At 50.9% G+C, this 25,239-nt stretch carries 21 protein-coding genes; 5 read left to right on the top strand and 16 right to left on the bottom strand.

The window, feature by feature from the left end:
* Positions 1 to 3: 3 nt before the first annotated feature.
* Entirely contained in the window at positions 4 to 1,038 is a 1,035-nt protein-coding gene (gene pta / locus ACGTIC_RS00515) for a phosphate acetyltransferase (RefSeq protein WP_113856423.1), read from the bottom strand.
* Positions 1,039 to 1,270: 232 nt separating this feature from the next.
* Here pta and ACGTIC_RS00520 point away from each other — a divergent pair, with 232 nt between their 5' ends.
* On the top strand, positions 1,271 to 1,495 hold the full coding sequence (locus ACGTIC_RS00520) for a hypothetical protein (protein WP_257536578.1): 225 nt from the start codon (positions 1,271 to 1,273) through the stop codon (positions 1,493 to 1,495).
* A gap of 1,182 nt (positions 1,496 to 2,677) precedes the next feature.
* Here ACGTIC_RS00520 and ACGTIC_RS00525 read toward each other — a convergent pair.
* From ACGTIC_RS00525 to ACGTIC_RS00540, 4 genes are all read right to left on the bottom strand, one after another.
* The gene (locus ACGTIC_RS00525; RefSeq protein WP_307788825.1) at positions 2,678 to 4,732 is read right to left on the bottom strand and encodes an AAA family ATPase; all 2,055 of its coding nucleotides are present in this window, start codon (positions 4,730 to 4,732) and stop codon (positions 2,678 to 2,680) included.
* A 350-nt stretch (positions 4,733 to 5,082) separates the two neighbouring features.
* Positions 5,083 to 5,505: a hypothetical protein gene (locus ACGTIC_RS00530; RefSeq protein WP_059076473.1), complete on the bottom strand. Its 423-nt coding sequence runs from the start codon at positions 5,503 to 5,505 to the stop codon at positions 5,083 to 5,085.
* 316 nt (positions 5,506 to 5,821) lie between these two features.
* Positions 5,822 to 6,703, bottom strand: coding sequence for a LarC family nickel insertion protein (locus tag ACGTIC_RS00535; protein ID WP_113856426.1), 882 nt, complete (start codon positions 6,701 to 6,703; stop codon positions 5,822 to 5,824).
* Positions 6,704 to 6,797: 94 nt separating this feature from the next.
* Positions 6,798 to 7,790 (bottom strand): nicotinate-nucleotide--dimethylbenzimidazole phosphoribosyltransferase, encoded by a 993-nt coding sequence (locus tag ACGTIC_RS00540; protein WP_059076471.1) that lies wholly within the window; start codon positions 7,788 to 7,790, stop codon positions 6,798 to 6,800.
* A 544-nt stretch (positions 7,791 to 8,334) separates the two neighbouring features.
* Between ACGTIC_RS00540 and ACGTIC_RS00545 the strand changes: the two genes are divergently transcribed.
* Together ACGTIC_RS00545 and ACGTIC_RS00550 are read left to right on the top strand one after the other, a co-directional pair.
* Positions 8,335 to 10,224 (top strand): carbon starvation protein A, encoded by a 1,890-nt coding sequence (locus ACGTIC_RS00545; RefSeq protein ID WP_059076470.1) that lies wholly within the window; start codon positions 8,335 to 8,337, stop codon positions 10,222 to 10,224.
* A gap of 79 nt (positions 10,225 to 10,303) precedes the next feature.
* Entirely contained in the window at positions 10,304 to 11,212 is a 909-nt protein-coding gene (locus ACGTIC_RS00550) for a radical SAM protein (RefSeq protein ID WP_113856427.1), read from the top strand.
* A gap of 300 nt (positions 11,213 to 11,512) precedes the next feature.
* On the opposite strand, the gene ACGTIC_RS00555 is transcribed toward ACGTIC_RS00550, so the two are convergent.
* From ACGTIC_RS00555 to ACGTIC_RS00580, 6 genes are all read right to left on the bottom strand, one after another.
* A complete protein-coding gene (locus ACGTIC_RS00555) occupies positions 11,513 to 12,919 on the bottom strand; it encodes an FAD-binding oxidoreductase (RefSeq protein ID WP_059076468.1) in 1,407 nt (468 codons plus the stop codon).
* Between the two features lie 77 nt (positions 12,920 to 12,996).
* A complete protein-coding gene (locus ACGTIC_RS00560) occupies positions 12,997 to 14,256 on the bottom strand; it encodes an MFS transporter (protein WP_059076467.1) in 1,260 nt (419 codons plus the stop codon).
* A 388-nt stretch (positions 14,257 to 14,644) separates the two neighbouring features.
* On the bottom strand, positions 14,645 to 15,928 hold the full coding sequence (locus ACGTIC_RS00565; RefSeq protein WP_059076466.1) for a DUF445 domain-containing protein: 1,284 nt from the start codon (positions 15,926 to 15,928) through the stop codon (positions 14,645 to 14,647).
* A 1-nt stretch (position 15,929) separates the two neighbouring features.
* The gene (locus tag ACGTIC_RS00570; RefSeq protein ID WP_113856428.1) at positions 15,930 to 17,204 is read right to left on the bottom strand and encodes a DUF445 domain-containing protein; all 1,275 of its coding nucleotides are present in this window, start codon (positions 17,202 to 17,204) and stop codon (positions 15,930 to 15,932) included.
* A gap of 45 nt (positions 17,205 to 17,249) precedes the next feature.
* Positions 17,250 to 17,945: an MBL fold metallo-hydrolase gene (locus tag ACGTIC_RS00575; protein ID WP_059076464.1), complete on the bottom strand. Its 696-nt coding sequence runs from the start codon at positions 17,943 to 17,945 to the stop codon at positions 17,250 to 17,252.
* Positions 17,942 to 19,051, bottom strand: coding sequence for an ATP/GTP-binding protein (locus ACGTIC_RS00580; RefSeq protein WP_075581642.1), 1,110 nt, complete (start codon positions 19,049 to 19,051; stop codon positions 17,942 to 17,944). Before ACGTIC_RS00580 ends, ACGTIC_RS00575 begins: the two co-directional genes overlap by 4 nt.
* A 491-nt stretch (positions 19,052 to 19,542) precedes the next feature.
* On the opposite strand from ACGTIC_RS00580, the gene cysK reads away from it, so the two are divergent.
* Positions 19,543 to 20,481, top strand: coding sequence for a cysteine synthase A (gene cysK / locus ACGTIC_RS00585; RefSeq protein ID WP_059076462.1), 939 nt, complete (start codon positions 19,543 to 19,545; stop codon positions 20,479 to 20,481).
* A gap of 389 nt (positions 20,482 to 20,870) precedes the next feature.
* On the opposite strand, the gene ACGTIC_RS00590 is transcribed toward cysK, so the two are convergent.
* Together ACGTIC_RS00590 and ACGTIC_RS00595 are read right to left on the bottom strand one after the other, a co-directional pair.
* The gene (locus ACGTIC_RS00590) at positions 20,871 to 21,017 is read right to left on the bottom strand and encodes a hypothetical protein (protein ID WP_162816298.1); all 147 of its coding nucleotides are present in this window, start codon (positions 21,015 to 21,017) and stop codon (positions 20,871 to 20,873) included.
* A gap of 21 nt (positions 21,018 to 21,038) precedes the next feature.
* Positions 21,039 to 22,118, bottom strand: coding sequence for a hypothetical protein (locus tag ACGTIC_RS00595; RefSeq protein WP_075581643.1), 1,080 nt, complete (start codon positions 22,116 to 22,118; stop codon positions 21,039 to 21,041).
* A gap of 627 nt (positions 22,119 to 22,745) precedes the next feature.
* Here ACGTIC_RS00595 and ACGTIC_RS00600 point away from each other — a divergent pair.
* Positions 22,746 to 23,294 (top strand): helix-turn-helix domain-containing protein, encoded by a 549-nt coding sequence (locus tag ACGTIC_RS00600; protein WP_113856429.1) that lies wholly within the window; start codon positions 22,746 to 22,748, stop codon positions 23,292 to 23,294.
* A gap of 96 nt (positions 23,295 to 23,390) precedes the next feature.
* Here ACGTIC_RS00600 and ACGTIC_RS00605 read toward each other — a convergent pair whose 3' ends face one another.
* The 3 genes from ACGTIC_RS00605 to ACGTIC_RS00615 form a co-directional block, all read right to left on the bottom strand.
* Positions 23,391 to 23,537, bottom strand: a complete 147-nt coding sequence (locus ACGTIC_RS00605; protein ID WP_113856430.1) for an IS3 family transposase — start codon at positions 23,535 to 23,537, stop codon at positions 23,391 to 23,393.
* Entirely contained in the window at positions 23,498 to 23,821 is a 324-nt protein-coding gene (locus tag ACGTIC_RS00610; RefSeq protein WP_113856431.1) for a DDE-type integrase/transposase/recombinase, read from the bottom strand. Before ACGTIC_RS00610 ends, ACGTIC_RS00605 begins: the two co-directional genes overlap by 40 nt.
* Before the next feature lie 277 nt (positions 23,822 to 24,098).
* Complete coding sequence (locus ACGTIC_RS00615) at positions 24,099 to 25,217, bottom strand: alanine racemase (RefSeq protein WP_113856432.1); 1,119 nt, start codon at positions 25,215 to 25,217, stop codon at positions 24,099 to 24,101.
* Positions 25,218 to 25,239 lie beyond the last annotated feature (22 nt).

Raw genomic sequence — 25,239 nt, forward strand, 5'->3', positions numbered from 1 at the left:
AGATTAGGCGTTAGCCGATTCTTTTGCCAGGATATCTGCCGAAATAGCATCGGAGCAGCATACAGCTACGACGTCAGCAATATCTTCGGTAGAGCAGCCACGGGACAAGTCGAGGATCGGTTTTGCCAGGCCCTGTACCAAAGGTCCAAGAGCCGTTGCATTAGCAAAACGCTGTACCATCTTGTAACCGATGTTAGCAGCATCGAGGTTCGGGAAAATGAGGACATTTGCGTGGCCTGCAACTTTGGAACCAGGAGCTTTGTGTTCGCCGACTTCCGGAACGAGGGCAGCATCGGCCTGGAGTTCGCCATCGAAGTCGAAATCTACGTTGCGTTCTTTCAGGATTTCTACAGCCTGGCGGACCGTATCAACCGTTTCGCCGGAGCCGGAACCCTTTGTCGAATAGGACAGGAGAGCCACTTTCGGGTTGAGCATCTGTACCGTGCGGCGGGCACGTTCTACGCAGATGCATGCGATATCAGCGAGCTGTTCGGCCGTCGGATACGGAATAACGCCGCAGTCGCCGAGTACGAGGATACCATTATCACCATACTGCGGAGTGTTGGTCAGGAGGATGAAGGCACTGGATACAGTCTTATTGCCTTTACGGGGTCCGATGACCTGCAGGCCGGCACGGATAACGTCAGCCGACGTCGTAGCAGCACCAGAAACAACACCGTCAGCTTCACCAAGAGCAACGAGGCCGGCAGCGAAGAAAGTGTTGTTGTTCATCATGATTTCATGAGCTTTTTCTACAGTCATGCCTTTCTTTTCGCGGCGTTTTGCGAAATACTGGCACAATTCATCCATGCGGTAGTACGTAGCCGGGTTGATGACTTCGACACCGGTGAGGTCGATCTGGAATTTAGCAGCATCTTTTTTGATCTGATCCAGATTGCCGACGAGGACGATGCGGGCATAGCCTTCAGCCAGTACACGTTCAGCAGCTTTGAGTACACGACGGCTATTGGTTTCCGGAAGGACGATTTTCTTCTGTGCCTTGGAAACACGGGCTTTTAAATCTTCTGTAAATCTCATTCGTAACAACTCCTTAAATAGGTACTAGATGGTCTTACACTATTCCGCCTTTTATTATAATACAAACGCTGAGGCAAATCAAAACACTTTTTCCACATACTCGCATTTCATCAGGAGAAAGGACAAAAAGAACATACATTGTACAAACCGGGCATATTTGCTACAATACTTTTAAAACAATGACGAATACGATATTAATCTTACTGCCAGGGGGAAGGAGGATTTAACCACGATGTTCAACTTAGGCGAAGGAATCTATGAAAGAGCCATGGAAAAGGGCATAGAAAAGGGCATAGAAAAAGGTGTTGAACAAGAAAAGCGGAATTCTGAAAGAAAAGAACGGGAAGCCGCACTCGAAATGCTCAAAGACGGATTATCCTTTGAACAGATTTCCCGGTATATGAAACTTTCCGTCGAGGCCGTTGCTGATATTGCCAGGGAAAATAAGTTGATATAGTTTTTGAGAATCAAACCTCTTCCGTTTTCATATACGGTAGAGGTTTATGTCTAAAACTAACATTTTATCATAATACGCATTCCAATCAATGTACCTGCAAGGATGCGACAACTTTCATTCTGCCTTATTTTTCACAGTAATCACAGATTTTACTGACGCATGTATCGAGTTCTTTTTCTTCGTTTGTCAAGCTTTTTTATGAAAATGGTCTAAATTTTAATTTTCGTCTAATCTAGGTTTTCCCATTGCTGTTTTTGATGGATTTATATCAACGGATACTATATGCAGTCGTATATACATAAGAGCACTGCCTAGTAAAGACAGTGCTCTTATGGTGTTATATTTTTAGATTTTTCTTTCTTTTCCTTAAAAAAGATTTTTGTTGTTTTTTCCAGAAAAGACGGCCGTTCAGGCATCTTTTTCTTCTAATACTACATATAGTTCGAGATATGGCTCCATCAGGACTATATAAGTTCATCCAAAAACTGTATCATCGTTTTTTCTCATTGCAGCTGACGGCCCCGCCGACGATGCCGGATGGAAACCGTCATCGGTCGTGGGTCCTGTATGCTGATTTTTGTATTAAAACATGAGGTTTGACGAACCGGCTTCGATAAACGAACTACGGCCAACGACCTACTGCCCTTCGTAGCCCTGCTATGACTCCTTCCATCCTCCTTGCATCTGACGGCCCCGTCGGCGATGCCTGACGTAAAACGCCGGCCGTCGCGGCACTATCTTGCTGATTTTTGTGTAAAAATAGTCGGTCCGTCGAACCGGCTTCGATGAACGACCAACGGCCCTTCGTAGCTCCACTACGCCTCCTTCTTCCGCCTTGCATCTGGTACCATCTCGTGCGATTCAGGATAGAAAGCGTCTCCTGTCGTGTGGCCTAATGCTGATTTTTGTGTAAAAATAGTCGGTCCGTCGAACCGGCTTCATCAAACATCAAACATCAAACATCAAACTATCTCTTCCCACTAACCACCAGCCGCTAACGGCGGCTCTTCCCGCGCGGGCCAGTTCCCGTGACCGGGTTTGAGCGGGGGAGTCTTCAAACTCCCCGCTCTTCCCGTCCGGGACTGGCTGCCTGTTTTGAGGGGTTCAGGTGTCCAAACTCTATATAAGCCTGTGAGGCCCCATTATTTTGGACCCCTTTTCAGCAACATTTTCTATCCGGTTTCATCGTTTTTTCTTATAATTTATATAAACGAATCCATTTTCATCACGCTCCATATGTTCGCTGGCATCTATATATCTTCGGATTGTGTTACGGCTCAGATGCATGGCGTTTACTAAGTCTATTATTTTTACTACTTGTTTTTCTTTCTGGATTTCATCAAAGATTTCTCTCATGAGGTCTTGTCGCAATTCTTTGTTTGTTTTTTTATCCGAATTGATCATCATCCGTCCCCGGCCCAAATCGTCGAGGTCTTCGTTCCAGGCGGCGATTTCTCCCGTCGTGTCTATATGGTGGATGGGATAGTCGAAGGTGATGTAAAAGGGCGGTGGCGAGGCGAATTCGCGCAGGATGGCTTCAATCCTAAAGGCCGGCGGGGCTCCGACAGGGCTTTTGACGTCGAGCATGTCGAGGATGGCGTCGGCGTCACGGGAAAAGACTCCTGAGCCCGATGCCCGGTCCTGTGCTTTTTTGACAGTCTGGCTGCCTTTGCTGTAGTGATGGCAGTAGATGACGGCGCACTGTTTCTGCGTCGATAGCCGGTCCAGCTGGTTGCAGAAGATGCCCATGTCGTGGGCGCTGTTTTCGTCGCCGTCGGTGATTTTGTAAATCGGGTCGAGGACGATGGCCGCAAAGTCTTCGTGGTGGATACGGCGCAGGAGTTTGGGGAGCAGTGTCTCCAGCGATTCCGAGTAGCCGCGCAGGTTCCACAGGACGACCTGATCCGTCCGGGGATTTGTGATGGCCATGGCCTTGTAGATGTCGGCAAAGCGGTGATAACAGGAGTGTTCGTCCAGTTCGAAATTGATGTACAGGACCTGCCCCTGGGCGCACTGGTACGTATCCATCCAGCGCCGTCCTTCGGCAATGGAAATGCACAGTTCGATGAGGGCAAAGGATTTCCCCGCCTTGCTGGGTCCGGCGACCATCATCTTGTGTCCGCGCCGTAGGAGCCCTTCGATGAGGACCGGCCGCAGGGGCGGCATGTCGTCCCAGACAGCAGAGAGACGCTGCAGCGGCGGCAGGTTGTCGCGGCTGTTCTCGGCGTATTCGTACCATTCGTCGAAGGTCCGGGTGCCCGGCGTAAAGGGGATGAGGTACTGCTTGTGTCCGCTTCGCCAGATGCCGGGCAGGCGCATGAGGCGCGACGGGTTTTTATTTTGCATGTCTACAATAAATCCCTGACGGCGGCAATACTGATAGAGGTAGTCTACGCGCCGGCTGTAGAGGTCCGGGTCGCTGCCGGCGTCGATGCGTACGACGGCATGGATGCTTTTTCCAGCACTGTTTACAAGCGCAACTGTGGGCAATCTGAGGCTGCGTATCCATGAGAGCTGCTGCTGTAAGGAAAGTTCATCCGATTCTACCAGTGTATAGCGGTACTCGCTGACGTTCTCGTTGCGGATACCCTTGCCGTCCAGAGGGTTGATGCGTACCCAGGCACCGGCAAGAGGGTCATAAGACCCGAGGGCTTTTTCCACATCGCCATAGGTATCGATGGCCTTCAGGATATCGTCCTGCGTGCGGAAATAAATGCCCCGGCCACGGGGAATATAGCGGTGTTTATGCTGATAGGAACGCATAGAAAACCCGACGAATTCACCGGGCCGGAACAGGCGGGAGAGAAAGGTCTTCGTCTCCCTGAGGCCGTCCCAGGGATCCGGCGGCTCTGTAAGGGGATTGTCCCTGCCGTCACGAGACAGGGCAGGAACCGTGTCCATGCGCTGGGGAAGTTCCTCGTCGGCTGATACGATGGAAATGGGCGTATCCAGCGTCCAGACTTCATCGGGGTCACTATATCCCCGGTCGCGGGCCATCTTGACCAGCGTCGCCCCGGTCACGCAGGCCCCGGAAGACTTGCGGAACGAGGCCCATTTGCAGGCACACTCCCCGTCATGGAAGCGCGCCATATCGCGGCGGCTCCAGCTCTCCCAGAGAGACAGGGGGAACTGCTCATACTTGAGGGCCATGCCGACCTCGCACCATTCACTGTACGTACAACTGGCCGGATCGATGGCATCCAGTAATTCGTGTATATGAGTTGATATATAAGAAATATGATCGCCTCCTTTTTGGACCCACGGCTGATGCCTTGTTTCCCCTGCCCCGCCGACGACGCCGGATGGAAACCGTCATCGGTCGTGGGTCCTGTATGCTGATTTGATGAAAATAAGGCCCCTTCCGCCACTCCGTGGCCCTCCTTCCCCTCACGGGGACGGCAAAGATCCCCAGTCCGTCAAACCAGCTGCTAGTTGCTGACTGCTAACTGCTGCCTGCGATTTTCATATCAAATCGTTAAGTAACGGGCTATACCCATGCAGGGAGATCCTGCCTTTTCTGACCACTAACCACTGACCTACGGCCTACGACGAACGATGAACGAACTACTAACTACGACCCTTCCCTGTCAGAACGGGGCCGGTTCGTCTGTCGGGACGATGTAGCGGTCTATCTGATTGTATTTTTTCCCGTTGTATTCCCGGAGGGAGATGCGGGCGCGCCCTTGTTTTGCTATGAGTTTCTTCCATTCGATGGTGATTTTGTCACCGACCCGGGCCAGTCCCAGTGTCCGGGCGAAGCTGGAGAGTTTGTACCGCATTTTCCGGCAATAGTAGAAGCGGTCGATGATTTCCGTTTCTCCCTCATCGGTCACGACGGATAGTCTCGCCTCTACCATGGGGCACGAAGGAATCTTGCTGCTGCCTTCATAGGTCGAAAAGGCCACATCCCGTACGGTGAAATCGTATTCACCCGGTGCCAGTTCCAGATATTCCGGCTCGTCCATAATTTCAATAGCCTCGTCAAAAGATAATACGTCATTCAGTTCCATGTCACAGATTCTCCTTTCAAGATGTAAATTTTTTGCATGATGCATTTGCACTTCCTGCAAACGAACTGATTTGAGCCTAGCATAAAATCCAGCATATGTCAAAAAAATGCAGATTAGAAAATAGTGAGAAAATTTTAATCTGCAAGTTATGTTATTTGTAAAACCACTACCTCAAAGTTCCCTGCAGGATGCAAAAAAACCTGCCGCACTCTGGGTGCAACAGGTTTTTCCGTTTGGTATTCCGTTCAATCGCCTTCCTATCACAGGAATAGGTGAGACCATGCTGTCTGGCTCTGGCTTTTGATCCCTGCCATTCTCAGAAGGCCTTGCATTCGCCGATGAAGCCGCGCAGGACGTTGGGGATAGCCAGGTCTTTGGTGCCTGCCCCGTAAGCCGTGGTTTCATGGATCAGTTCTTCCGGACGCGGGCCGGCATAGGAGGCCAGTGTCTTGACCAGGGCAGCTCCCGTCGGGGTGACGAGTTCGCCTTCGATATCGGTCGAGTAATAGGGCAGTCCTGCCAGGAGTTCTGCCGTTGCCGGTGCCGGTACGGGCATGATGCCATGGGCACAGCGGACGAATCCGCTCCCCACGTGGAGGGCCGATGTGCCGATTTGTTCGATATGCAGGTAGTCGAGGGCCCAGATGGTCCCTACGATATCGAGGATGCAGTCGATGGCGCCGACTTCATGGAAATGGATATCGCTGACGGGTACGCCGTGTACTTTGGCTTCCGCTTCGGCCAGGGCCTGGAATACGGCCAGGCTCTTTTGTTTGATTTCTTCCGTAAACGGCGAGGCTTCGATGATGGCCGTGATATCGGCCAGTCCCCGGTGCTGATGATGGTGATGATGGCCCGTGGCATCGATGAGGGAAGCTGCCGTCTTCACGGTCTGGCCGTGATTGTGATGGTCGTGGTGACCGTGGCCGTGGCCTTCTTCGTGGCCGTGGTCGTGATGATGACCTTCTTCATGGTCATGATGGTGATGATGGTCCTGTTCCGAGTCGAGGAGGACATTATAATACACAGACTGGATCCCCAGTTTGTTGACCGGCTGGCAGATCAGGGAATAGCCGTCCAGTCCCAGCTGGGCCATGGCTTTTTGAAATTCTTCAAAGGGAACGCCTGCCTGAATCAGCATGCCGATGAACATATTGCCACTGATACCGGAAAAGCAGTCAAGATACAATGTTTTCATATACGTATAGCACCTCTTTTTTTATATATCTATATATAGTAGTATACTCACGAATGTTTTCCATGCCTATCCCCATAGGGGGCATCGGGCTTTTTTAGTCTTCTTTCATCGATTCCACGGCCGCGTCGAGGACGGAGAGGCCCAGAACCGATCCCATGGCCTGGTCGTCTTTTCCGGGATCGCTGACGACGGGGTTCAGGTGCAGGTATTCCATCTGCATCCGGTGTACCGGTTCGGCATAGGCCGCCGAAGGAAATACGTATCCCATGACGGCTGGCTGCAGAGCCTGTGCTATCAAGACGGCCGCCCCGGTGACGGCGTTGTCAAAGACCAGCGCGACGTGGCGGTGTGCGGCCGACAAGATGCATCCCACCATGGCGGCGACATCGGGCGCGCCGGCTTTCTGCAACAATTCGAGCGGCCGGGTACAGTCCAGTCCATGAGTACGCAGCACCGCGCCGAGCATTTTCATTTGATTCTTTTCTTTCAGTGAACCGGCAAGGTCCGGCATCTGGGAGCGGTAAAAGGCCGCCGTCAGGATAAAGGCCGTCAGGATGGACCGTTCTCCCAGGCTGCCTATGCCGATGGCCGTATAGCCTTCATCGGCCAGGTTCTGGCCAATCTGGATGCCGCTGTACAGGGCATCGAGCATTTCGTCTTCCGCCATGGCCGGGCCATTTCCATAGTAGTGGCTCCCGGCCATGACTTTCAGGACCTGAACGCCTGGCGATTCGGGTATGTCTTCCTGAAGCCCCATGTCGAGGAGCAGGACGCCGGCCCCTACTTTATGGGCGACTTTGTTGATGGGGCCGCGGCCGCTGGCGATTTCCAGGGCGTCGGCCTTGCTGTTTTTGCCCTGCGATTCGTTTTTACCGCCATCGACGGCGTGATCGGCCGCAAAAATGATGACGGCCTTTTTCAACAGGTCATGGCGTTCACTGCCCCGTATGGCCGCCAGCCGTCCAGCCAGGTGACACAAAACCGTATCAGCCTGACCGGAGGCAGCCAGTTTTTCTTCATAGGAACGGGCAAAATCCCCGTCCACTGGTTCTATCATTGAAATAAATTGCTGAAATTCCGCATCCATGTCGTTTCCTCCTTTGCGTAGTATCTATAGTATATCACAGGAATGGCGGTCGTAAAAAGAAAGCCTTTTTCACGACTATTCGTTGTTTTAAATTTTTCAGAGGCAGTGTATCCTAAGTTCTCATTATCAAAATGTTTTAATAAGATAAAACGTTATACTTTTATTTTTTATAATATATATAAAATATTTCATTATATAATTTTGCTATTTTCTGTATTTCCAACGTATAGGTGTAACGTCATACGGCACTTTTTCTATACAGATTTGTAATAAATAACAGTACCGAATATCATATTACATGTAAAGATTGTTGTAAAAACACGGCAAAAGTAAATCATGTCGTGCCGTTATAGCATAAATCTTTATCATTTAAAGATTGCCTATTTATCCTTTTGTCCACTGAAGGAAGAAAGGCTCTTGAATTTTTTGTCGTAAAGACTTATAGTTAAGGCGTGATACAGGGTATGTCCTTTGCGGGTCCTCTCATTCATTATCTTTCCGCAGAGGATGGTGCTACTAAAATTTAAGAAGGAGGTTTTTTTGTATGAACGGTTTGTTTGTTGTTATTATTTCTGCATTAGTGTTCATACTGGCTTACCGTTTCTACGGTGCTTTCATCGGTGCCAAGGTCCTGACGGTCAACCAGTACAATGTCACACCGGCCTTCCGTTTCGAAGATGGTCATGACTATGTACCGACGAATAAGTACGTCGTATTTGGTCATCACTTCGCTGCTATCGCTGGTGCTGGCCCGCTCGTAGGCCCGGTCATTGCTGCCCAGTTCGGCTATCTGCCCGGTGCCTTGTGGATCCTCATCGGTGGTGTTCTCGCCGGTGCTGTCCATGACTGTGTTATCCTCTTCTGCTCCATGCGCTACGATGGTAAATCCATCGCTGAAATCGCAAAAGCCCAGATTGGTGATAAGACAGGTCTGGCTACGTCCTTTGCCGTATTGTTCCTGAATATCCTCGCTATGGCTGGTATGGCTGTTGTTATTTCCAACGCCCTCCATGACAGCCCCTGGGGCACATTCACTATCGGCATGACGATTCCTATCGCTCTGTTCATTGGTATTTACATGCAGTTCCTCCGTCCTGGCAAGATCAAGGAAGGCACGGTCATCGGTGTCGTCCTGACATTGCTGGCTGTTGTCGCTGGTCCTGCTGTACAGGCTTCCCCGACACTGGCTCCGATTTTCACCATCAGCCGCCACGGAATTGATATCGCCCTGATCATCTACGGTTTCGTTGCCGCAGCTCTTCCGGTTTGGCTGCTCCTGGCTCCGCGTGATTACCTCTCCACGTACATGAAGATTGGTACTATCGGTGCCCTGGCTATCGGCGTTATCGTCGTCGGCCCGACCATCCAGATGCCGGCCCTCACCCAGTTCTGCGCTGGCGGCGGCCCGGTCATCACTGGCCCTGTTCTTCCGTACATCTTCATCACCATCGCCTGCGGTGCTGTTTCCGGTTTCCATTGCATGATTTCTACTGGTACAACTCCGAAGATGCTGATGAATGAACGCTCCATCGTTCCTGTCGGTTATGGCGCTATGCTGACCGAATCCTTCGTAGCTATGATGGCCCTCATCGCAGCTACATCCCTCGTTCCGAATGATTACTTTGCTATCAACTCCACAGCTGAACATTTCAATGCTCTCGGCATGCAGGTCGTCGATCTGCCGCAGTTGAACGCAATGGTTGGTGAAAACGTTGCCCATCGTCCTGGCGGTGCTGTATCGCTGGCTGTCGGCATGGCATTCATCTTCTCCAACATCCCTGGTCTTGATTCTCTCATGAGCTACTGGTATCATTTCTGCATCATGTTCGAAGCCTTGTTCATCATGACAATCATCGATGCCGGCACACGTGTTGGCCGTTACATGCTGCAGGAACTCGTTGGCCGCGTATGGACCAAATTCGGCGATCCCCATTGGACTCCGGGCGCCATCATCGCATCGGCTGCTATCTCCGGCGCATGGGGCTATATCCTCGTACAAGGCAACTTGTCCACGATTTGGCCGATATTCGGTGTATCCAACCAGCTGCTCGCCATCATCACCCTGGCTATTTCCTCTGTTGTTATCTGCAGCATGGGTAAAGCCCGCTATGTATGGGTCACGGGTCTTCCGTGGGCATTCCTGACTGTCGTTATCTTCTGGGCTGACTTCCTCAACATGTTTGGTCTGTATCTGCCGAAGGGCGAAATGCTCCTGTTCGCCGTATCTGCCATCATGCTGATTCTGGTCATCATTGTAAGTATCAGTTCTCTCAGAAAGTGCTTCGAACTGTCCAAGACGGTTCCGGCCAGCTACACGACTACCAAGTCGGTAGAAGAAGAAGGACTGAAGAAACTCCAGGAACTGGTCGCTACGGATCCGAAAGCAAAACGCTTCGCCGAACTGACCTGCCCGAAAGACTTCAAACAGGCCTAATCTAGTCTGGTAATAGAAAAGGACGATCGCATTTGCGGTCGTCCTTTTTTTGGTATATAGTAGGATCGAGGTGATTTTCATGAATACAACACAGCCCTGCACGGACTGTCCCCGTCAATGCCATGTCGTCCGGCCCCTTACCAGTGACGGCATCTGCCCGGACCTTCCCGGCTATTGCCACAGTCCACTCCAGCCGGTGCTGGCACGGGCGGCCCTGCATTTTTGGGAAGAGCCGTGCATCAGCGGCAGCCGCGGATCGGGCACGGTCTTTTTTTCCAGCTGCAACCTGCGCTGCTGTTTCTGCCAGAATTCCCAAATCAGCATGGATGGCAAAGGCATCCCCATCACGGTGTCCCGGCTCCGGGCCATCTACCACGAACTTATCGCCCAAGGGGCACACAATATCAATCTCGTAACCCCCACGCCCTATACGCGGGCCATCCTGGAAAGCCTATCAGAGCCACTGCCCGTACCAGTGGTCTACAACTGCGGCGGCTATGAACGGGTAGAAACGATCCGGGCCTTCGAGGGAAAAGTCCAGATTTACCTGCCCGACCTGAAGTACATGGACCCGGCCATGGCCGAGTGCTACAGCGGAGCCCGGAACTATCCGGACGTAGCGGCCCGGGCCATCCTCGCCATGTACGACCAGACGGGCCCCTATGTTCTGGACGACGACGGCATGCTCCAGAAAGGCGTCGTCATCCGCCATCTCATCCTGCCCGGCCACGTAGACAATACAAAGCACGTCATCGATTGGGTACGGGACCACTTCGGACCAGAACAAGTCCTGTTCAGCCTCATGCGCCAGTACGTCCCCTGCGGCAGGGCCAGTGAATACCCGGAAATCAACAGACCCCTCACGGATGAAGAATACGACGAGGCCGAACAATATCTCTTTGACAGCGGCATCGAAGATGGATTCGTACAAGAAAAATCCAGTGCCAGCGAAGGATTCATCCCGGCGTTTGACGGGACCGGCGTATAAGAAGACCCACGGCCGGAGACTTATTTCCCCTGTCTCACCCGGTATGGCGCCATCTGCTTCGTTGTCATCAGTCGCCATAGCGCCGCTATGACTCCTTCTTCCGCCTTGCATCTGACACCATCCCAGGCGATTCAGGATGGAAACCGTCCCCGGTCGTGGGTCCTTTAGTGCTGAGTTTATATAGAAAAGTCGGTTCGACGAACCGGCTCTTTTCATCAAACACCAAACTTCAAACTATCCCTTCCCACTAATCACTAACCACCAGCTTTTTCTCTTTCGATGAACGACCAACGGCTTTTCTCACTCCACATCAAAGATTTTTCCCGGGTTGAGGATGTCGTTGGGATCGAAGGCTTTTTTTACAGCTTTCATGAGGGCCAGCTCTACCGGATCCGTGTAATGGGCCATGAGGTTCTTTCTCTTTTCGCCGATGCCGTGTTCTCCGGAGATACGGCCGCCGAGGCGGTATACGGCGTCATAGGCTGCTTTTTCAAAGGCTTCTACTTTGGCCGGCCACTGGTCGTCGGGAATGTCTTTTTTCAGGATGTCCAGGTGCAGGTTGCCATCTCCGGCATGAGCTACGGAACGGACCGGAGTCTTTTGGTCGGCACTGATTTTTTCCAGTTCTTTCAAGAGATCGGCCAGTTCATCGGCCGGGACAACGAAATCTTCCATGACCATGATGGGACTGTCTGTCGTCGAGGCTTCAGAGAAGTTCTTGCGCACTTTCCAGATCCGTTCGGCGTCGGCGACGAAGACATCGATGGCCCCGTGGTCGTGACAGAGTTCATCGAGGGCGACGCACAGGTCGTCGATGCGGTCTTCATCGTTGCTGTCTACCTGGATAATCATGTAATTTCCTATATCAGAATGAGGCTGTTTTTCCCCGAGGAATTTTTCTGTGACCCGTACAGAATCATTGTCCATAAATTCCAGGCAGGTCGGTTCGATGCCGGCTTTGGGCAGGGCGTTGACGATGGACATGGCGTCGTCGATAGTTTTGAAAATGGCCAGGACGTTGACGCTGTATTTGGGCAGGGGCACCAGTTTCAAGACCAGTTTTGTGATAATGCCCAACGTACCTTCGGAGCCGATGACGATTTTTTCCAGAGGATAGCCTGTCGATACTTTTTTTAAGCGGCTGCCCAGACGGGTAATCTGCCCCAGGGGCGTCACGACTTCAATGCTATAAATCTGGTCCCGCGTCGTACCGTAGCGGACGGCCCGGTTGCCGCCGGCATTGGTCGAGGCATTGCCGCCGATGAAGCAGGAATCACCGCTGCAGGGATCGCCTGCATAGAGAAGGCCCTGGGCCTTGGCAGCAGCCTGTACGTCAGCCGTGCGGACGCCCGGTTCGACGACCATGTACATTTTTTCCCCGTTCACTTCGAGGATACGGTTCATCTTTTCCGTGCTGAGTATGATGCCGCCATAGGTATTGGCGACGGCGCCGAATTCCAGCCCCGTGCCGGCGCCCCGGGGAATGACAGGGATATTTTCCGTATTGGCCAGCTGCAAGACCGCCGCTACATCTTCAGCCGTCGTCGGGTAGACTACGGCATCGGGCGTACGGAAAAATTCCCGTTCCACTCCTTCATCCCGTTCATACTGGACGAGGCGGTCCGGATCGGTGGAAACGCCTTTTTCTCCCAGTATATCCACTAATTTCTGTATGATATCTTTGGTAATTTTCTGATATGGTTTCATCTCATATGCTCCCTTTCTGTATACACAAAGTCCGGACAGGCTATCCGTTCTGTCCGGACTTTTATATCATAGCTGATTTACTTTTCCTTGACAAGTATGGCCAGGATGGAAGAAATAATCATCATCGAAGCCAGGACGACAAAGCCCGTCGTAAAGTTGCTACCCGTCGATACGAGGCCGAACAGGTAGGGCCCGAAAAATCCTCCCAGATTGCCGATGGCATTGATGATGGCAATGGCAGCCGCTCCAGTGACGCCATCGAACATGCGCGACGGGAAGGTCCAGAATGGGCCTACGGGGCATTCACAGCAGGCCGTTGACAAGGACAGGCAGGCCAGGGCCAGGACGGGATAATTGTGGAAATACGTCCCTGCCAGAAGGCCCAGGGCGCCGAGGAAAATGGGGACGGCCACGAATTTCTTTTTCTTGTGGGACCGGTCGGCATAGCCTGCCACAAAGCCCATGACCACGATGGCCGTGATCCAGGGGATGGCGCTGAGGATGCTGGTGATCATATTATTCGTGCCGGCCATGCCCTTGACGATCTGGGGCAGCCAGAATAAAATCCCGTAAAAGCCGATATTGAGCGTCGTATAAATGAGAGCAAAATGCCAGACCTGGGGTTTCGTGCAGACGCTCCACATGGAGGTGGAACTGCCCATGGGCTTCGTCGCCCGTTCGCCCGCTAGTTTCTGAACGAGCCAGTCTTTTTCTTCATCCGTCAGCCACGATACGTCCCGCGGAGAATCGAGGAGGACCCGGTAGGCCACGAAGGAACAGAGAACAGCCGGCAGCCCTTCACAAAGGAAGACCCACTGCCAGCCGGCCAGTCCTGCCAGACCGTCCATTCCGAGAATGACGCCGCTCAGGACATTGCCGATGCACATGGAAATGGCCAGGGACATGTGAAAATAACTGAAGGCCCGCGTCTTTGCCTGGAGGGGGAACCAGTGATCGAGATAATAAATGATGCCGGGATAAAATCCCGCTTCTGCCGCGCCCAGGACAAAGCGTACGATATACAATTCGACGGCGTTGTGGACGAACATGGTACTCGTCGAAATGAGGCCCCACACAAAGAGGATAGCGGCAATCCAGCGCCGCGCCCCCAGCCGTGCCAGGATAACATTACTCGGCAGGCCAAAGAGGAAATAACCGATAAAAAAGAGCCCGGCACCAAAGCCATAAGCCGCCGTACCGATGCCCAGATCCTGATTCATCGTCAGAGAGGCAATGCCAATATTGGCCCGGTCTACAAAGGAAATAAAATATAAAAACATAATAAGCGGCATCAACCGCCCAAATAACTTTTTAAACACCTGCTGTTGAATATTCATAAGACTGCCCTTCTTTAAATCCGAATTTTTATGAAGCTACATTACATATTATACCACTCTTTGTAAAATTGAACAGCCTTTTATACAAATATTCTGGTTTTTTATGACAGGAAGAGCCGCCGTTCGCAGGCCGCAGACAGCAAAGAAGCCGGTTCGTCAAACCGGCTCTTTATATTTAAAATTAGCAATCCTAGTGCCGCGACGGCTGGCGTTTTACGTCAGGCATCGTCGGCGGGGCCGTCAGATGCAAGGAGGATGGAGGGAGGCGTAGCGGGGCTACGCTGACTGACGACGACGCCGCAGATGATGGTCCAGCCGGCGAGGCATAGTAAATAAGCCAGACGCCGCGGCACGTCAGGAAACAAGATTCCAGCCGTGGGTCCTACGATTACATAAACAAGTTGCGTATGAAGGGTACAAAGAAGGGTTCGTATATGACTTTCAGGATGACGAAGACGAAGAGGCCCAGGGTGCCGCCTACGATGGCGCCGTTGATACGGATCCAGGCCAGGTCTTCACCGACTTTGCTTTCCAGGAAGGCATTGAATTTCTTCTTGTCAAAGCCGGACAACACTTCCCGCACGGCGACGCCGATGAGGGAGTGTTCGTGTTCCAGGATGATTTCACATCCCCGGCGGATCTGGTCGTCAATCCAGTCCTTGATTTCCGGGTACTGGCTGCAGTAGTCGAGGTAATGCATGAATTCCCCTTCCAGGAGATTCTGCAATTTGTCCTTGCCTTCTACGCCGGTGGTGAAATAGGCCTGGCTGGCGCGCTGCGTCGAGGTGAGCCACATTTCTACAGGCAGGGAATCGACGAACTGATCCTGCCAGCGCTGTACCGTGTAGGTCAGCTGGCCATTCATAGCATACATCTGCAGTTCCAGTTTCTGACACAGCCACTGCCGTTCTTTGCCGCCGGCGTGTTCCCACCGTTCCAGCCAGACGATGATGCCCTTCTGCACGTCTTTGGCTACTTTTTTGGTGTCGACCATGCCCGTAAATTTATTCAGGGTCATGATGAGGTGCGGAGCCGTCCGGGATTCGGCCATCCATTCGTCGAGGGCCCGGATGAGGACGGTTTCAAATTCCTTGCTGCGCACGCAGTCCTTGATGAGGCCGATGATATCGGTGAGCATCTGGCTGTCCGGGTCTTCCAGCATGGTGATCATGCGGTCCTGCAAAAAGCTCAGCAGGGGCTGCCGCTTGAGGTAGGTCCGGATATGGGCCGCGATATACTGCTGATTCTTGCTCTGCCGGCCATATTCATAGGCCTGCTGGGCGACTTCAAACAACAGGGTCCGGAATTTTTCCCGGCCGCCGCTGCTGGTCAGCCAGTTCGTAAATTTGTCTACAAAGGAGACGGTATATAATTTGTCTTTCCACATGCCCGGCTGCAGCAGTTTTTCCGACACGACGTGGGTCATGCCGTCTATGATCTGCGTGCGGTGGCTGTAGACCAGTTCCGTGTGATAGGGAAATCCCAGAGGCCGTTCAAAGAGGGCCGTCACGGCGAACCAGTCGGCAATGCTGCCGATGAGGGCCGACTGGATGACGAAAAACAGCAGCTCTCCCAACAGGCCCACTTCGTGGCTGTACCACCACCAGAATACGAGGACAAAGCAGAGGAAAGATAAGGCCAGGATGGCATTTGCCCGCTGACGGTATGTCATATTACCAGCCTCCTTTCAATGCGTACATGGCAAGGAAGATACAAGCGCCCAGGACGGCGCCGACCAGTGAGCCGTTGACGCGGATCATCTGCAGGTCGTACCATACGCGGCTTTCCAGCGCGTCGGCTAATTCCTGGCTGTCGTAGGCCAGTATTTCTTTTTCTGCCGTCGCGCCGAACCAGTTCTGGAGCCGTTTCAGTTCCTTTGCCGCCAGGGCCAGGACCATACGGTTCATCTGTTCTACCTGCAGGTCGCTGCTCTTCCAGCCTTCGAGACGTTCGATGGCGTAGGTCGCGGCGGCGCGGCAGATCCGGTTCTGCCGGTCCGGGTCCTGTACGTAGCGCTGCCACGCTTCTTTCATGTCCGGACGGGAAACGACGTGATGGAACAGGCGCATTTTATAGCTTTCCAGCCGTTCCTGCCAGACCGGATTGACTTCCAGCTGTTCCGCCTGCTGCCAGATGAACTGCAGGGCTTTCTTCCGTTCTTCCGAATCGGGTTTCTTTGCTTCCTGCAGTACGGCCAGGAATTTTTCCTGCAGATTGGCCGCTACCCGTTCGGGGCTGAACATATCGCTGGCCAGGGCTGCCTTGACGATGAGGGCATAGACGAAATTGCGGTGTTCGTACTGGCGCAGGGATTCACGGTAAATATCGGCCATGTACCGTTTGGCCGTTTCACTCCTGGTCATCGATTCCAGTGTACAGATGAGAAAATCGAGGAAATCATTTCCCGCTTCCCCGACCAGGCCGGTCTTGAGGGCTTTGCCCATGATGGGCGCTATGCGGATTTTTTCGATGGCGTCGGCCCCCATATCGGAAAAGGCATCGACGATTTTTTTCATGTCCAGGGTATACAAAAAGGTATTGAGGACGTGCCCCAGGACGCGTTCTGCCGACTGGAATCCCTTTTCCGTATGAAGGTACGAAAGGCCCGCTTCCAGGACGGGATGATGCTTCAGTACATGATACATGTTGGGGACGGTCAGGATTTCACTTTCAATCATGTGCCGGGCCGTTTCGGCAATCCGTTCCTTGCTGCTAGGAATCAGTGCCGTTTTAAAGGAAATTCCCAGGGGCCGGCGGAACAACGCCGTCACGGCATACCAGTCGGCCAGTCCCCCGATGAGGGCCGCGCCGGACAGGTGCATGATGAGTCCTCCCCAGAACAGGTCCCGGAAAGGATAGGAAAAAAGCAGGAGCAGTGCCGCGATAATCAGTATATAATTGGCTATATGACTCCGCGTCTGCCCTGTCATTGTCTCAAATTGGGTCATTATCGTTCCTCCTCCGGCTCGTGCCGGTCGTATAGTTATGCCGTGTCACCAAAGCAGTTTCGTATCTCCGCTATGGACAGGAATCCACAGGGACTGATCCGGATAAGCCTTGCGGAATGCCTCCGACGGCTGCCACGGTGTACCGAAATAGTGCATGGGGACCAGACAGAGCTTGACTGTCACATGCTTTAAAAATTCCCGTACACCCCATTCCCGGGCTCCTTCGAGGCGGGCATCGACGGGGAAAAAGGCCACATCGACCGTAAGGCCGTCCAATTTCTTCATTTCAGCGTCAAACAGGCGTCTGGCGTTTTCATTATTCTCATCGGTGTCGCCATTCCAGTGCCACCAGTTCAGGTCACCGGCATGAAACAGGCTCAGCCCGTCTGTCCGGACCAGGAAGGAACCGCCTTCATCGGTCGAGCCGAACTGGGTCACGATGGCATCGTCGATGCGGCGCGTATCATAGACTTCCATGGAATACAGTTTGTCCTGCGGGGCCTGCCGGAACGGCACGTCCTTGTTGACGATATAGGCCTGGGCTTTATGGGAAAAGTCGATGATATGGCGGTTGAAATGGTCGCCGTGCCAGTGACTGACAAAAAACCACAACGGCTTGTCACCGTCGGCATAGCGGCGCACGACGCGCTGTTCATCCTGATAATAATCAAATACGAGTACTTTCGTCGCTGTCTCTACAGCGAACCCGCTGTGAGCCAGATAGGTCATCTGTATACTCATCGTACCGCCTCCTCAAACGGGTATGTATTGAATTCTCCTTTAATGTATGCATCATACAGCCTGCGCCGTTCACAGCGCAGGTGATAGGCGCTGATGGGCCAGATCTGCGTTCTGCCCTGAAGGCCGCGCCGGGCTATCCACAGCTGTTCCGGATGGAACAGGTCATTATCCAGGAGCAGCAGGTCATGGGTCACGCCCAGCAGCTGGCCCCGGTTGTCTTCCTGATGGACGAAATCACGGATGAGGTGCTGTACGACCGGCGTCATCCAGTAGGAATCCAGGTCGTCGATGATGACCGTACTGCCCTGCCGCATCTGTGCCAGGCCGGCTGCCAGAGCCGCCATCTTGCGCACGCCCGCCGCTTCGTCGGAAAGCCGGCAGGGACGGGATTCACCCCGGCGCCACAGCAGGACTTCGCACAGACCTCCGCTGTCCGTATAGGAAATGCGGCAGATAGACGAGTCGATGAGCTGCAGCAGGGACAGGATGGCTCCTTCTTCTGCCTGCCAGTACGTCTGTTCTACTTCGGACAGGCGCATGGGCATCTGCTGCCAGACCGCCATATCCCGCTCCCGCACAATGTGGATTGCCGCCGCGGCCTGCCGCAGGCCTTCACTTTCCGGCAAAAAAGGCGCCGTCTGGGACAGGATATCTTCACCGCCGCTCACACGGGGCGCATTTCCCGGCCCGTGCCACTCGAGGACTCCCCTGCTGTAGGCATACTGCAAGGTGCCGCCGATGGAAAGGCGTTCCTCCCCGATGCCATCTGCCGTATAGGACAGACTGTATTCATAAGAATGGTCATGGACTTCATCGTACAGGACGATGGAAAAAGACACGGGACCGCTTCCCGAAGGCAAAAGTGCTGGCGTCCACCCCGTCAGGATGCTGTCGAGCAAAAACTGCAGGGCAATGAGCAGATTCGTCTTGCCGGCGCCGCTGGGACCGAACACCAGCAGAGAGCGCATGATTTTATAATCGGGCAGGGCACGAAAACAAGGTTCATACCGGGTGCCTTTGATACGCGCATGGTCGGAAGGCACGAGGCGCAGTGTCACCGTGTCTGAAAAAGACAGGCAGCCCCGTACGGAAAATTGGACAAGCATATAATATTTCCTCCCTTGGTATTAGTCCTATTATACCACACATCTATAGTAACTTATATATACAGTTGAACGGATACACAAAAAACCTGTTCATAAAGAAAAAGTTACCTTTTTAGTATTTTTTCTGTTTTTCCTATTGACAAATCAAAATGGAAAGTGTACTATAATCGTAAACATTGAGATAGCGATGAGCAAAACAAGTACCTGTAACAACGGTCGTCAGAGAACGCAGGCCATAGGCTGAAAGCCTGCCCGGCACGTATTGCAGCGAATGCCTTTGCGAGCAGAACGGGGGAACCATGAGTATCCCGTTCCGGCAGCCGCCGTTACCGGTACCGAGTGGCAGTTATACTGCAACCAGAGTGGAACCACGGTCCGCCGCCTCTGAACGAGACGGCGGATTTTTGCATCATCGGGGGAAACGGTATCCGCATATACAGCCGCGCGCTCAATGTATACTATTTTTATCCAATTTGTGGAGGGATGTCATTATGGGAAAAATTTATAAAAGCTCTTTGGAATTAGTAGGTCATACACCGCTCTTAGAACCACAGCGTTTCAATAAAAAAGCCGGCGTCAAAGGAAAAGTCCTGGTCAAACTGGACATGTTCAACCCTGCCGGATCTGCCAAAGACCGTATCGCCAAAGCTATGATTGAAGATGCCGAACAGAAAGGCATCCTCAAAGAAGGTTCGGTCATCATCGAACCGACCAGCGGCAACACAGGCATCGGCCTGGCAGCCGTCGCCGCCGCCAAAGGCTACCGCGCCATCTTCACTATGCCGGAAACCATGTCCGTCGAACGGCGCAACCTCATTGCAGCCTACGGCGGTGAAATAGTCCTCACGGAAGGCAAAAAAGGGATGCAGGGCACGGTCGACAAAGCCAACGAACTGGCAAAAGAAATCCCCAACTCCTTTATCCCCGGCCAGTTTACCAATCCGGTAAACCCGAAAGCCCACAAAGAAACGACGGGCCCGGAAATCTATGAAGACACAGACGGCCAGGTCGATATCTTCATCGCCGGCGTCGGCACAGGCGGTACCCTTACCGGCGTAGGCCAGTACCTCAAAGAAAAGAAACCATCCGTCCAGATTGTAGCCGTCGAACCGGCTGATTCCCCGCTCCTGTCCGAAGGCCATGCCGGCCCGCACAAACTCCAGGGCATCGGCGCCAACTTCGTACCGGAAACACTGGACACCAAGATTTACAACGAAGTCTTTACCGTCACGACCGACCAGGCTTATGATACAGCACAGGCCTTCTCCCAGGAAGAAGGCCTGCTCATCGGTATCTCCGGCGGTGCCGCCCTCTATGCAGCTACTCAGATTGCCAACCGCCCGGAAAACGCCGGCAAGACCGTCGTAGCCTTCCTGCCCGATAACGGCGACCGCTACCTGACCACACCGGACTTCATCAAACAGAAGTAAAAACCACCTCATATACTCTACTCCCAGAAAATGGGCTGCCCCAGGAAAGAAACTTCAAGGGACAGCCCATTTTCCATGTGTGGGGGAAGAGCTGGTGGTTAGTGGTTAGTGGGAAAGGGATAGTTTTCGGACTCAGATACTGGAACTCAGATGATAAAAGGACCCTTCAGTCAGCAAAGCTGACAGCTTCCCCTCACAGGGACGCCATATTACACAGTTCGTCGAACCGGCTTTTCTATATAAACTTAGCAACAAAGGACCCATGACCGGGGACGGAAAGGGATAGTTTGGAGTTTGGAGTTTGATGTTTGATGAAGAAACCAGTTCGTCAAACCAGCTTTTTATACTAAAATTATCAGCTCTAGTGCCACGACGGCTGGCATTTTACGTCAGGCATCGTCGGCGGGGCCGTCAGATGCAAGGAGGATGGAGGGAGGCGTAGCGGGGCTACGCTGACTGACGACGACGACGCAGATGATGGTCCCGCCGGCGATGCATAGTAAATAAGCCAGACGCCGCGGCACGTCAGGAAACAAGTCCCCGGCCGTGGGTCCTAATTACCACTCTATCAATATCCGCTTTTTGTAATCCCTGTACCTTTTGAGTACTGTCTCATTCGTGTTGACCGCCCGTTTCAGCGACTGGTACGCCAGGGACCTCTTTTCTCCGTAATGATTGGCCAGGCGCAATGATACCGACGTGACGGGAGCCAGCCACCACGTATGGGTAAAGACCGCTGCCGTTACGCCAAGGGCATGGCACACGTAGGAAAGGACGGACCGACGGCCAAATTCATTTCCTTTCCGGTAGTCGGATAATTCCACTTTCCGGGATACGGAATAGGCAATGAGGATATACGGGATGACCGACGGGAACAGGCTGTCGCTCTGCACGGCCTCTGCCGCATCGACGTGTTCCAGCACATACTGGGACAGCTCTTCATTGGAAATACCGCTGTCGATCAGGTGGGCCGACATATCTCCCATCGTTACCTGACTGTAGACTTCATCCGTAGAGACAATATCGATGTGAGGATAACGTTCAAAAGCATTCTCTATATACTGGGCCGATTCCGTCGCTTTGAGCTGCAGTACGTCATTGATGCTGCCATCACTATTATAAATCGCTATATCCCAGCCGGGCTGTGTCGCCGACTGGGCCATTTCGGCATGGCATCCTGCCGGCAGGTGGCCATCGTTCAAATAGTCCGTATAGCGTATTTCAAATAATTTTCCCTTCAGACCGTTTACAAATCCTTCAAGCTGATTTTCATCCATGCTCTCTATAGCACTGCGGAAATCCATATCGGCAGCCTTATCGGGATAGGCCAGCTCATAGGCCTGCTGCAGGTCATCGGGAATCTTCCAGCCCAGCAGGCGCTGCCAGAAATTCGGCAGACTCAGTCCAATGGAATCGAGGATCATATCCCGCTTCGTTTCCCCTTTCAACTGGCTTTTCGCCATGAGATGCTGGATATCCTGATACTCCAGAGATTGTTCGCGCAGCCTGGCGATGAGCATATCAAAATCCCGCTGCCGGTAGGTCAGCCCGCGGACATTCCGTACCATACCCACACTGCCCTTTGCGGCCCCTACGACAACGCCGCCAGCCAATTTCGCCATCTTTTTCTTTTCCATGGATACACTCCCATCACAGATGCACCACCTCAGCGCATCCCTCTGAATTATGTTCATAACGTGCATGCTATGTATGCATTATACCATAGAAATGAAATGACTGCACGATGAAGAAAGGACGACCCATCACCCTGACGAAGACATTGATAAACCGGTTTGCTTTTCGTATAATAAACGTAGAAAAGGTGCTGCCAATCGGTCAGCCCCAAAGGTAAGTTGAAATAATCGCCTACAGTTGGAAGCCGGGGCGATTATTGTTTGTTCAAAACCACAATCAGGAAAATCAAAAGCAAAATGGCAACATTCAGATTATCCACGGGCTCCACCCCATTTCTGGGGCATAATTAATCGCCTTACTTGGCAACACCTTCGTTCAGTATAAAAACGTATTGTTTTTTATCAATATGAAGGGACTGTAACAAAATAATCTTTTAACCCATTTTGTTACAGTCCCTCATGGTATATGAAAGACTCGGTTTATACTGCAGAAAAAGAACAGATACATAGTATGGAAATTGTGTATTTGTTATACATAACCGGTATCATACGATTCATAATTATCTAGTCGTTTAATAATGCTTGACGGACACATTATATACAAGGTACACTTATTAATGAGGTGAAAGTATGAATTATGCATTAAAAATCGGGGAAAAAATACGATCTTGCCGTTTAAGCAAACAGCTAACTGTTAAAGAATTAGCAGAAGAAGCAAAAATAACACCTTCTATGTTAAGCCAAATTGAACGAGGCCAGGCAAATCCTTCTTTAAATACAATTCGCCTTCTTTCTACTGCACTAGATGAACCTATGTTCCGATTCTTTTTAGAAGACACTGATGTGAATGATGATGTAGTAAGAAAGACTAATCGAAAACATATTATTGAAAATGGCATCGATTATGAAATGTTGACTCCAGATATGAGTGGCACGGTGGAATTAATGCAACTTAATCTTCCACCCAACACGTTCTCCTGCCGGGAACCAATGGGACATAAAGGAGAAGAAATTGCTCTAGTAGAAAAAGGTACAGTAGTCATTACAGTTGGAAATAATAAAATTACATTATATGAAGGAGATAGCATCCGCATAAAAAGCAATACAAAACATAGTTGGTATAATCCTGAATCCGATTCCGCTATTGTTATATTCGCCGTATCTCCTCCTAGTTTTTAAAAAGGTTGTGGCAGAAAAGCTTTGAACTTCTCCCCGTCAAGAGGACAATAAAAAATATAAGATTTCTTTAGCCGGCAGATTCGTCTGCCGGCCTTTTTACGCGGCTAAATACAAGGTATGTTTCTCTATCGGTGTTAGGATGCCAAGATTACGTTGCACACGTTTGTGATTGTAATAATAAATATATGCTTCTATGGAACGCATCAGTTCGCACTTGCTGGTAAAACGCCTGCCATAGTACATCTCCCGTTAAGAATGTCCCAGAAACCTTCCATAAGCCCGTTGCAATGAGCTACACGGGACATGCTTTGGGTCATTTCCTGTTTTTCCAACGGGTGGTGAAAATTCCTGTTTGTATATTGCACGCCTTTGTCGCTGTGAAACAGCGGATGGGCATCTGGATTGTCTTTTATCGCTTTGTCAAAGGTCTTGAATACCCAGGGGTTGTCGTTACGGTCACTAATGGCAAAAGATACGATTCGCCTATCATAAAGGTCCGGGATGGCACTCAAGTACATTTTATGCATAACAGAATCCTACTGGGATAAAATGCTTCAGCCTCTTCTGCTTCATATCGCTTTATCCATACTTGTATGGTTGTAGGACTAACTCCACCGTTTCTCCGGTATATCGTTGAGTAATCTTTCCTGACAGGTACACATGGACAAGCTTGATTTTCTTTTCTGCTGTAATTTTATGTTTTTGTGACATGAAAATTCCCCCTATGATGACAGTTTTATTTTTTACTGTCTCTCATAAGGGGGAACATATCACTTCATTTGTGCCACAACCTTTTAAACTAATTTATTGAATATTTTTTAAAGTAGAGTTTCCGCGAATATCTACCTTAATAGGATGATCCACAGTATCTTTTCTAACTCCAATAAGATAACTTGTTAGATTTGCACTAGAACAAGAATGATTCGGGATAATACAAATTTTATCTCCTACCTTTAAATCAGTCGTTCCATTTACATGCAATTTTCCTACTTCTTCAGATAATCCCGTTACAGTTAACTCTGGATGTCCTTTAACTGTACCATATCCTTTAATCGATGTATTTCCATGAGCACCTTGATCCAGGCCAAAACATTTTGTTCCTGCATCGCAAATAAATAAATCATCTGATGGATGAGATACTACAGACGCTAAGACATATAAAGCACATTCTGCTTCAGTAGCTGTACGTGTTGACAATTGAATCGTATCATTAAAAATATAATTTCCTGGATGATAAATAGTAATATTCGAATCAGAAATCGCCCCTTCAAATGTTGGAGTAGAACCACTGGAAATAATTTTTAACGTATATCCTGCATTACGAAGTCTTCTCGCTGCCACATCAATAGCCTCTACTTCATCTTTTACATAGTTTGAGATATCTTCATGTGTACAAGCCCCATAAACATGCCCTGGATGAGAAGAAATCCCACAAAATTCCAGATTTTTAAACTCTTTTAATGCATCCGCTAACTCAACGACTTTATCGGGAGCAACGCCAAACCTATGCAACCCACTATCAACTATTATCGTATATTTGACGACAACACCTGATATTGAAGCACTATCGTTTATTAATTTAGCTGCATCGACTCCATCAATACGAATATAAAAAGTATTACATAATTTCGTTAGAGTCAACACACGAGCAATAGACACATCTGTTGCTACTGGATAAGCATACATAACATTTTTCATGCCTGCTTTTATCATTGCTTCTGCTTCATCCAAATTTCCACACAGAAATCCGGTGCATCCGTATTCCTGTTGTAATTTAGCTAATTCAGTACTCTTGTGAGTTTTTATCATGGGCCATATTTGTTTTTTATGCTTTTTAGCCAAATTACAATATTTTGTTAAATTATGTTCCATGTAATCCATGTTAACCAGAATCGCCGGAGTTTGTAATTCCGTAATCTTCATATTAACTACCTCTTTTCTCTTT

Source organism: Megasphaera hexanoica (genome assembly GCF_043520715.1).
Classification (GTDB): Bacteria; Bacillota; Negativicutes; order Veillonellales; family Megasphaeraceae; genus Megasphaera; species Megasphaera hexanoica.